General features: G+C 42.8%; 7 protein-coding genes and 3 tRNA genes. 6 read left to right on the top strand and 4 right to left on the bottom strand.

Annotated features, from left to right (window positions below; genetic code table 11):
- Position 1: 1 nt before the first annotated feature.
- From C9J48_RS23565 to orn, 4 genes are all read right to left on the bottom strand, one after another.
- Positions 2 to 78 (bottom strand) — tRNA-Met (locus C9J48_RS23565).
- A gap of 70 nt (positions 79 to 148) precedes the next feature.
- Positions 149 to 224, bottom strand: a tRNA-Gly gene (locus C9J48_RS23560).
- Between the two features lie 29 nt (positions 225 to 253).
- Positions 254 to 330, bottom strand: a tRNA-Met gene (locus C9J48_RS23555).
- A gap of 129 nt (positions 331 to 459) precedes the next feature.
- Positions 460 to 1,005 (bottom strand): oligoribonuclease, encoded by a 546-nt coding sequence (orn, locus tag C9J48_RS23550; RefSeq protein WP_006233696.1) that lies wholly within the window; start codon positions 1,003 to 1,005, stop codon positions 460 to 462.
- A 79-nt stretch (positions 1,006 to 1,084) separates the two neighbouring features.
- Between orn and rsgA the strand changes: the two genes are divergently transcribed.
- The 6 genes from rsgA to C9J48_RS23520 all read left to right on the top strand — a co-directional run bounded on the left by rsgA (position 1,085) and on the right by C9J48_RS23520 (position 9,015).
- Positions 1,085 to 2,137, top strand: coding sequence for a small ribosomal subunit biogenesis GTPase RsgA (gene rsgA, locus C9J48_RS23545; protein ID WP_006233697.1), 1,053 nt, complete (start codon positions 1,085 to 1,087; stop codon positions 2,135 to 2,137).
- Between the two features lie 210 nt (positions 2,138 to 2,347).
- Entirely contained in the window at positions 2,348 to 3,223 is an 876-nt protein-coding gene (gene asd / locus C9J48_RS23540) for an archaetidylserine decarboxylase (RefSeq protein WP_006233698.1), read from the top strand.
- Between the two features lie 135 nt (positions 3,224 to 3,358).
- Complete coding sequence (locus C9J48_RS23535; RefSeq protein WP_006233699.1) at positions 3,359 to 4,774, top strand: SLC13 family permease; 1,416 nt, start codon at positions 3,359 to 3,361, stop codon at positions 4,772 to 4,774.
- 270 nt (positions 4,775 to 5,044) lie between these two features.
- On the top strand, positions 5,045 to 6,928 hold the full coding sequence (locus tag C9J48_RS23530) for a methyl-accepting chemotaxis protein (protein ID WP_006233700.1): 1,884 nt from the start codon (positions 5,045 to 5,047) through the stop codon (positions 6,926 to 6,928).
- Positions 6,929 to 7,217: 289 nt separating this feature from the next.
- Positions 7,218 to 7,943, top strand: a complete 726-nt coding sequence (locus C9J48_RS23525; protein WP_006233701.1) for a carbonic anhydrase — start codon at positions 7,218 to 7,220, stop codon at positions 7,941 to 7,943.
- 184 nt (positions 7,944 to 8,127) lie between these two features.
- A complete protein-coding gene (locus tag C9J48_RS23520; RefSeq protein ID WP_006233702.1) occupies positions 8,128 to 9,015 on the top strand; it encodes a DMT family transporter in 888 nt (295 codons plus the stop codon).
- Positions 9,016 to 9,266: the final 251 nt, after the last annotated feature.

The following is a 9,266-nucleotide window of genomic DNA, read 5'->3' as shown; positions in this document are numbered from 1 at the left end:
TTGGTTGCGGGAGCTGGATTTGAACCAACGACCTTCGGGTTATGAGCCCGACGAGCTACCAAACTGCTCCATCCCGCGTCCGATTTATATTTCACCGTTAAAGTACGGTAACAACTATTGTTTCATCGCCTAGGCAATAAAACTAATTTGGAGCGACACACGAGGCTCGAACTCGTGACCTCAACCTTGGCAAGGTTGCGCTCTACCAGCTGAGCTAGTGTCGCATCTCTGGTCCTTGTCTCTCAACAAGTATTGGTTGCGGGAGCTGGATTTGAACCAACGACCTTCGGGTTATGAGCCCGACGAGCTACCAAACTGCTCCATCCCGCGTCCGATTTTCACAAAAAGGAACAAACACGTTATTCCCTTTCGAGGCTGCGCATTATACGAGGAAAAATGACGGATGCAATAGATCTAAATAAAAATCCGCACTTTTTTCCTTAAGTGCTTATTTTACCATCAAATAGTAAAGATATGCTCACGATAGTAGCGTAGTTCAGCGATTGAATCATGAATATCATCAAGCGCAAGGTGGCTGCCCTTCTTAGAAAAGCCTTCAAGTAACTCTGGTTGCCAGCGTCGTGTTAACTCTTTAATCGTACTTACATCTAAATAGCGGTAATGAAAGTACTGTTCTAGCTCAGGCATATGCTTGTATAAGAAACGACGATCTTGACCAATACTGTTGCCACAAATAGGAGATGCACCTTTCGGTACCCATTGTTCTAAAAACGCAATAGTCTGTCGGATCGCATCTTCTTCCGTAAATGCACTTTGACGAATGCGCTCAACCAAACCACTGTTAGTATGTGTATTTGTGCACCAATCATCCATTTTCGCTAATTCAGCTTCTGACTGATGAATAGCTAAAACTGGACCTTCGGCTAAAATATTCAATTGAGCATCGGTCACGATAGTTGCGATTTCAATGATTTGATGGATTTCTGGATCTAAGCCAGTCATCTCTAAATCAACCCAAATAAGATTCTGATCGCTGATTGTCATTCGATATTGCCTATTTTGTGACTAAACCATGTATCATACTTGGCTTATACTGAAAGCCAACCAAACTGGCGATATTCTTGTGGCAAAAAAGAAAAAGCTGACTCAAGGGCAGAGCCGTCGCGTACGCTCTAACCAAAATAAACGACTAAATCGCGAAAAAGCCGAAGTCCAGTGGGATGAAGCGCTGCTTGAATCAGCCCGTGAGGGTCTGGTCATTACCCGTTTTGGTCAACATGCTGATGTCGAAGATCCTCAAACAGGGGTGATTCATCGTTGTAACCTACGTCGAAGCATTCAGAGTTTAGTCTCTGGTGATCGCGTGGTATGGCGTCCAGGTGTTGAAACATTACATGGTATTTCAGGTGTCGTAGAAGCTGTTCACAAACGTAAATCAGTACTAACTCGTCCTGATTACTACGATGGCGTTAAAGCTGTTGCAGCAAACGTAAACCGAATCATCATTGTTTCGGCGATTTTACCTGAGCTATCACTCAATATTATCGACCGCTACTTGATTGCAGCCGAGACTGTCGGCATCGAACCTCTAATCGTATTAAATAAAATCGATTTATTAGAACCAGATGTTCGCAAGCAAGTGGAAAAAACACTTTCTCTTTACCAAAAAGTCGGTTACGAGCTGCGTTATGTAAGCTCTGAAACGGGTGAAGGTATGGAGGAATTAAAAAATGACCTTAAAGACCGAGTGAATATCTTTGCGGGTCAATCTGGTGTAGGTAAATCAAGTATGATTAATACCTTAATGCCAGAGGTGGAAGCTGAAATCGGAGATGTTTCTACAAACTCAGGTTTAGGGCAACACACCACAACTGCTGCTCGCCTTTACCATTTTGAAGGTGGGGGTGATCTTATTGACTCACCAGGCGTTCGTGAATTTGGTTTATGGCATTTAGAGACAGAACAAGTCACTAAAGCCTTTATTGAGTTTCGAGAGTATTTAGGTGGCTGTAAGTTCCGTGATTGTAAACACAATAACGATCCGGGCTGTTTAATTCGTGAAGCCGTTGACGCAGGAAAAATCAGCCGCGAACGCTTTAAGAGCTACCATAAAATAATCGAAAGCATGTCTGAAAACGTGGCAAATCGTCAGTTTTCTCGTAACAAACCAAGCTAAATAAAATCTAACAGTCTCTACTGTATCGTAGAGGCTGTTAGCTCTTCATTCGTTATGCAATAACGCCGTCTTAGAACAAAGCCTCATACTTAGACCTAATTAACTGACTTTTTAGCGACTTTTAGGTAATATTCTCGGTTCGAGTTATTCCTATATGTTAAAAAGAATAACTAGACTGTTGATTAATTGATACTTTCTGGATACCACACTGTGCTTGATAACATTAAAATTGGCCTGCAATATTGCACCCCAAAACATGCTTTAACCCGTTTAGTAGGCAAACTGGCTTCATTAGAAGCAGGAAAGCTAACTACCGCGATCATTCGTTGGTTTATTGGTCAGTACAAAGTTGATATGTCTGAAGCGCGTAACCCAGATCCAGCAGCTTATTCAACATTTAACAATTTTTTTGTTCGAGAGCTAAAAGAAGGTGCTCGTCCAATTAATAGCGATGACAGCATCATAAGTCACCCTGCTGATGCTTGTGTTAGCCAATTAGGCCCGATTAAAGAAGGTCGCTTATTCCAAGCTAAAGGGCATTATTTTGATGCTTGTGAATTATTAGGTGGTGATAAAGCACTGGCTGAAGAGTTTATTGGCGGTGATTTTGCTACCCTTTACTTATCACCGCGTGATTACCACCGTGTACACATGCCGTGTGATGGCACATTGCGCCAAATGATTTACGTGCCCGGTGATTTGTTCTCAGTAAATCCACTTACAGCACAAAATGTACCGAATCTATTTGCACGTAATGAACGTGTCGTCTGTATTTTTGATACGGCACATGGCCCTATCGCTCAAGTACTTGTAGGTGCAACAATTGTCGGCAGCATAGAAACCGTTTGGGCAGGCACAGTTACCCCACCAACAGGCCCTGAGGTTCGTCGTTGGGATTACCCAGCAACAGGTGCACAAGCCATTGTATTGAAGAAAGGCCAAGAAATGGGTCGCTTCAAACTAGGTTCTACGGTAATTAATTTATTCCCGAAAGATATGGTACGTTTTGTTGAAACCATGAAACCAGAACAACCAACACGCATGGGTGAACCTTATGCCGAGTTGGACAGCTCTGAGAAAGAGTAACAAGTTAACAGTTTTAGAAAAAAGGGGCGCCTAGCGCCCCTTTTTTAATGCGAAAAATTGACCATATCGAGGATTATTCACGCATTCCAATAGTATGCTGATTTGTAATTATTTTAATAAAGGCAAACTCATCATATGGAAAGATTATCAGTATCGCTGTTCGTAAAGCTGCTCGTTGCTTTCGGGGTTCCCCTCGGTATTTTGATGATCCCTATCGATGCCATTCCCATCGAAGGCCTTACCCTTATTCAACATCGCCTTCTCGCTATTTTTGCACTGGCAGCCTTGCTTTGGGTGCTTGAGCCCGTTCCCGTGTTTGCCACGTCTATATTGATCATTGCCTTAGAGCTGATCATGATTTCAGATAAGGGGCTGCACTTATTCCGAACGCCACCAACTGGGCATGAAATGGGCGAGGTGATGCTATATACCGATATTTTCGGTGCTTTCTCTTCACCTATTATTATTCTTTTTATGGGTGGATTTTCTTTAGCCATTGCCGCTTCTAAATATGAACTTGATAACAATCTCGCCCGTGTTTTGCTCAAACCTTTCGGTACAGAACCTCGATACATCATGCTGGGTTTAATGCTGATTACGGCCGTGTTCTCCATGTTTATGTCTAATACCGCAACAACCGTTATGATGCTGGCACTATTAGCACCCATTGTCGCCTCGGTACCTAAAGGAGATATCGGGATTAAAGCCTTAGTTTTGTGTATCCCTATTGCTGCCAATACTGGTGGCATGGCAACCCCAATAGGTACACCACCTAACGCCATCGCACTGCAATATTTAACGGGTGACAACAGTATTAGTTTTCTGGGCTGGATGATATTTGGTTTGCCTTTTGTCATCGCACAGCTCGCATTTGCCTGGTGGTTATTGCAAAAGCTGTTTCCGTCAACTCAGAAGCGCATGGTATTAAAGTTAGAAGGTACATTCCAAAAAAGCTGGCAGGCCATTGTGGTATATATCACTTTTGCAATGACCATCATCTTATGGATGACCACTGCACTACATGGCATGAATACCTATGTGGTTTCGATTATTCCTCTCGCTGTATTTACCTTAACGGGCATCATGGGCAAAGAAGAGATCAAGCTCATTAACTGGGATGTACTGTGGCTCGTTGCAGGGGGAATCGCGATAGGCCTGGGGTTAGATAAAACGGGCTTAGCATCGGCTTTAGCTCACTCCATCGACTATGATTCACTCTCGCCAATCGCAGTTGTATTAACCCTCTCCATGATTTGTTGGTTAATGGCTAACTTCATGTCTAACACTGCTACTGCCAACTTATTAATGCCCATTGCAGCTGCAGTTGCCGCTTCAATGGAAAGCTTGGCATCAATCGGTGGATTACAAGGTGTGCTTGTGGTCGTCGCATTCTCGGCATCACTCGGTATGATTTTACCTGTCTCTACCCCACCCAATTCGCTGGCTTATTCAACTGGCTTAATTGAAAGTAAAGACATGGCAAAAACCGGGATTATCATTGGCCTAGTGGGTCTGGCTATCGTATACGCTGCTGCACTCATTATTACCTAAGCGTTAAAATAATGGGGAGGGTAATATTCATCTCTCCCCATTTATGATTTTTTGCGTTTTACTCACCCAAGTAAATATGACTGCATATCACACTTCCTATCCGTCACTTCATGATATTGACTGATTTTTGCTTTTTATCATTAAGTTATATTCTGCTTCTGCCGATAATCACAGAGGTTCATATTGCAATAAATATAACGACAAGAATATTAGGCGATTTCAAATTTATACGTCTGCTGTTACTTGTCGACACAATACAGAGATTTTTTTATGAGATATACGATCAAGTTTAAAATCCAAATAGCAATTGCAACGATCATTGCTGCCGTCAGTACTGTGCAAGCTTGGATTTCAATAAGCCAATTAAAGCAAGAAACGACCATCGAAATCAGTCGCCAAATGACAGATATTGGTGAAGCCACCAGCCGTTACATCAGTAATTGGCTAGATACACGTAGTGACATGATGCTAGCCAATGAGTCATTAATTACGAGCAAAAATAATATCGATCGCGAGCTACTACTAACCAAACGCGCAGGACATTTCCTGTCTGTTTATGCAGGGTTTTCAGATGGTAGTATTGCTTACGGTGATAAATCAGAAGATTGGCCAGCAGATTATGACCCACGTACTCGTCCTTGGTATAAAGATGCGACCACCAAGAATAAGTTAGTACTTACTGACCCATATAAAGATTTCGATGGCAGTATTGTCGTGAGTTTTGCTAAAGCATTTCGCGGTCAAAATTCGGGAGTATTAGCCGCTGATTTAACGGTTAATCATATTATCGATCAAGTTCTCAGCCTAGAGTTGAATCACGACGGTTTCGCTTTCTTAATTGATGGAAATAACCGTATTGTCGCGTATCGCGATGAGGCATTAAGTCAGCAGCCACTTACCCAGCTTGATAGTGAGCTAACACCTAATCTTATTCGTCAGTTGCAAAATAACCAAACCATTCATACCTTCACTCTAGACGCTGAAAACAGCGAGAAGATGATTTTTGTCACTCCAATTGCAGGCACAAATTGGACACTGGGTATCATCGAAGATAAGTCCTTAGCATTCGCCTCGATTACCGAACAAATGAAGTTTCTGGTTCTGGCATCGATAGGGTTGTACATCATTATTTCAATTATTGCGACGCTGACCATTAATAATTTACTGCGCCCACTGAATAACTTAAATAAATCAGTAAGTCAATTAGCCCAAGGCAGTGGTGATTTAACACAACGCATTGAGATTGAGCGCATGGATGAAATCGGTGAACTTGCTGATAGCATGAATCGATTTCTATCGCAGCTACAAGCGATGATTAAAGATGCAGTCGCACACTCACACACCTTAAGTGAGTACGCCGATACCTCATCAAAGCAAACCATGCAGGCCTCTCAGAAAGTCGCCGAACAGCAAAACGATGTGAATCAAATCGCCACCGCAATTCATGAAATGTCGGCAACATCTGGTGAAGTAGCTAGCCATGCCGAAATGACGGCCGCCGCCGCACAGGCATCAACCAATGCATGTGATGAAGGTCAGCACGTTATCGGGCAAAACCGTGATGCGATTACAATGCTAGCCAATCAAGTACAAAAAGCCGCAACGGTTATTCATGAACTCGAAAGCAATGCACAAGGCATCAATCAAATTCTGTCGACCATTCAAGGTATCGCCGAACAAACAAACTTACTGGCACTCAATGCTGCAATTGAAGCAGCGCGAGCTGGAGAACAAGGGCGAGGCTTTGCTGTCGTTGCAGATGAAGTGCGAGTATTGAGCAAACGTACCCATGATTCGACCGAAGAAATTCGTAGCATGATTGATACCTTACAAAAGAATACTCACCAAGCTGTAAATAGCATGCAAACCAGTACCGAGCTGGCCGATAAAAGTGTGGGGTATGCAGAAGAAGCCAACCAGAGTCTATGTAAAATTACCGACGCGATTACTGAGATTTCCGACATGGCGACTCATATTGCCAGCGCCGCAGAAGAACAACGCGCTGTTAGTGAAGATATCAGCCGTAATACCCAGGCGATTAAAGATGTCTCTGACCATTTAGCGAATCAAACCATTGAAGTAAGCCAAAGCGCACAAAAAATCAGTGATTCTGCAGGGGCAATGCGACAAGACATGTCTCGCTTTAACGTGTAATAACAACGTAAATCATCACTCTTATTGCACTTTCAAAGCGCCCAAATTATTCATCCATAGTTTGGGCGCTTTTATATCTCACCCACCTTTAATTTCAGTGCTATTACTTTATTACTGTGAACATTGATTTCGTTTCTGCGACATAAAATTTCAATTTGCGGAAGTGAGTACACACTTTACTGTTCGATATTGTTGCCAGCTCTTAATCTCTGCTTAAATTAAATACATTGGCTAAATAACATCATATCTGTTGGTAAGGTATCCCATTACATAAAAAGAGGAACTCTCAGTGAAAAAAAGAACACTGCACATACTAGCATTCGCAATGATGACCACATGGGCAACGACAAGCTACGCTGCTGAATGGAGTTATACTGGCGAACATGGCGCTGAACACTGGGGAGAGTCATTCGCAACCTGTGGTGAAGGGGTCAATCAAACGCCAATTGATATTAACCAAACAACCCAAGCAGAGCTGACACCATTGCACCTTGATTACGAAGGTCAAGTAACTGAACTCGTGAATAATGGTCACACCATTCAAGCTAATTTGACCGGTAAAAATACGTTAACGGTTGATGGGAAAACCTTCGAATTAAAACAGTTTCATTTCCATACCCCTTCTGAAAATTATTTAAAGGGTAAGCAATATCCACTGGAAGCGCACTTTGTACATGCCACAGACAAGGGCGAGTTAGCGGTTGTTGCCGTGATGTTTGATGTTGGACCTCGTAGTAACAACGAACTCACTACATTACTGGGATCGATTCCCGATGATGGGCAAAAAGTCGAGCTAAAAGAATCACTCAACCCTGCCGATTTACTGCCAAGAGATCGCGAATATTACCGCTTTAATGGATCACTAACGACACCACCTTGTAGTGAAGGCGTACGTTGGTTTGTTATGCAAGAACCACAAACTAGCTCAAAAGCACAAACTGAAAAATTACAGGAGGTTATGGGCAATAATTCACGTCCGTTACAACCCTTGAATGCGCGCCTGATCTTAGAATAAAAAGCAGGATAAAATCGATATATACATAATGAACTTTATTCATCTGCACTATTAAAAAATGTCGTCATCAAGTATTCAACAAAGCTAAGAACGCTGTTGTATGATGCAAAAATAAAACGCTGATGCGTATTCACATTGAATATTCACAGCGTTTTCTTTCACTGCACACCTAACAAGGATGGTTATGGGATACGAATGGTTGGCACTGGGTGCTGCGATGCTCTGGGCAATAAGTAGTTTAATATCAATGGTACCTGCTCGCCATTTAGGGGCATTCGCCTACAGCCGCTGGCGCATGGCGTGTGTCACCCTCATGTTATCAAGCATGGCATTTATTAATGGTGGCTGGGCAACCATGACATTTGATTACGTCACTATCATGATGTTGTCAGGTGTTATCGGTATTTTTATCGGTGATACAGCCCTATTTTCATGTTTTACCCGTATTGGTCCGCGCCGAGGTGGATTGCTATTCTCATGTCATGCCGTATTTTCAGCCCTACTGGGTATTTGGTTATTCAATGAAAGTTTACTTGGCTGGAAGTTAATCGGCGGAATTCTGGTTTTCTCTGGTATCGTCACCGCAATTTTCTTTGGTCAACGACAAAGCGATCATAGCTGGGAAGACATCCAAGGCAAATTATGGGTAGCTATCGCACTGGGGCTAACTGCCGCACTGTGTCAGTCTTTAGGTGCCATTATCGCTAAACCTGTTATGCAAACAAGTATCGACCCTATTGCAGCCTCTGCCGTAAGAATGGCAAGTGCATTCGCTGCGCATTTTACCCTGCGTATATCCGGGGCGAACATAGCCAAGCCAACGAATCCGATCACCCTACCCATTTTAGGCATGGTTGCTATCAATGGTTTTCTGGCAATGGCTGTCGGAATGACATTGATTTTATATGCTTTACGTTACGGGGATGTCGGTATGGTTGCACTGTTATCGTCAACATCTCCCATAATGATATTGCCACTATTATGGGTATATACACGTCGCCCACCGTCACTATCTGCATGGATTGGTGCAGCGCTCGCGGTGATTGGAACCAGTTTAATTGTCAGTCATTGATTGTTAGCCACAATACGCAATTGATAACCATTTGCATTTAGATGCCAGATTGATTATAGTACTTCCTATTGCGATAAAGCACCTTGAAATCCTAATCATTCGTCGCTGTGCAATAGCAAAAGAGTGGGTAAAGACTAGCTGGTTCCCCCAATTTTTCAGCCTAGCGCAGAGAAATACAGCCCGCATTATTCTGACTTTAGTGCGACATGTCGCCACATTTTTGTTTATCTAATCCCTGATAACAATAACGT

Origin of the sequence: Photobacterium profundum, assembly GCF_003026285.1 — a bacterium.
Lineage (GTDB): Bacteria > Pseudomonadota > Gammaproteobacteria > Enterobacterales > Vibrionaceae > Photobacterium > Photobacterium profundum.
The sequence above is the reverse complement of the archived record's forward strand: the minus strand, read 5'-3'. Positions and strand labels throughout refer to the sequence as shown.

Coding starts and splice junctions, on each gene's coding strand:
- C9J48_RS23535 (WP_006233699.1), top strand. CDS start 3,359: ATGGAAAGATTATCAGTATCGCTGTTCGTAAAGCTGCTCGTTGCTTTC.
- C9J48_RS23520 (WP_006233702.1), top strand. CDS start 8,128: ATGGGATACGAATGGTTGGCACTGGGTGCTGCGATGCTCTGGGCAATA.
- orn (WP_006233696.1), bottom strand. CDS start 1,005: ATGACAATCAGCGATCAGAATCTTATTTGGGTTGATTTAGAGATGACT.
- C9J48_RS23530 (WP_006233700.1), top strand. CDS start 5,045: ATGAGATATACGATCAAGTTTAAAATCCAAATAGCAATTGCAACGATC.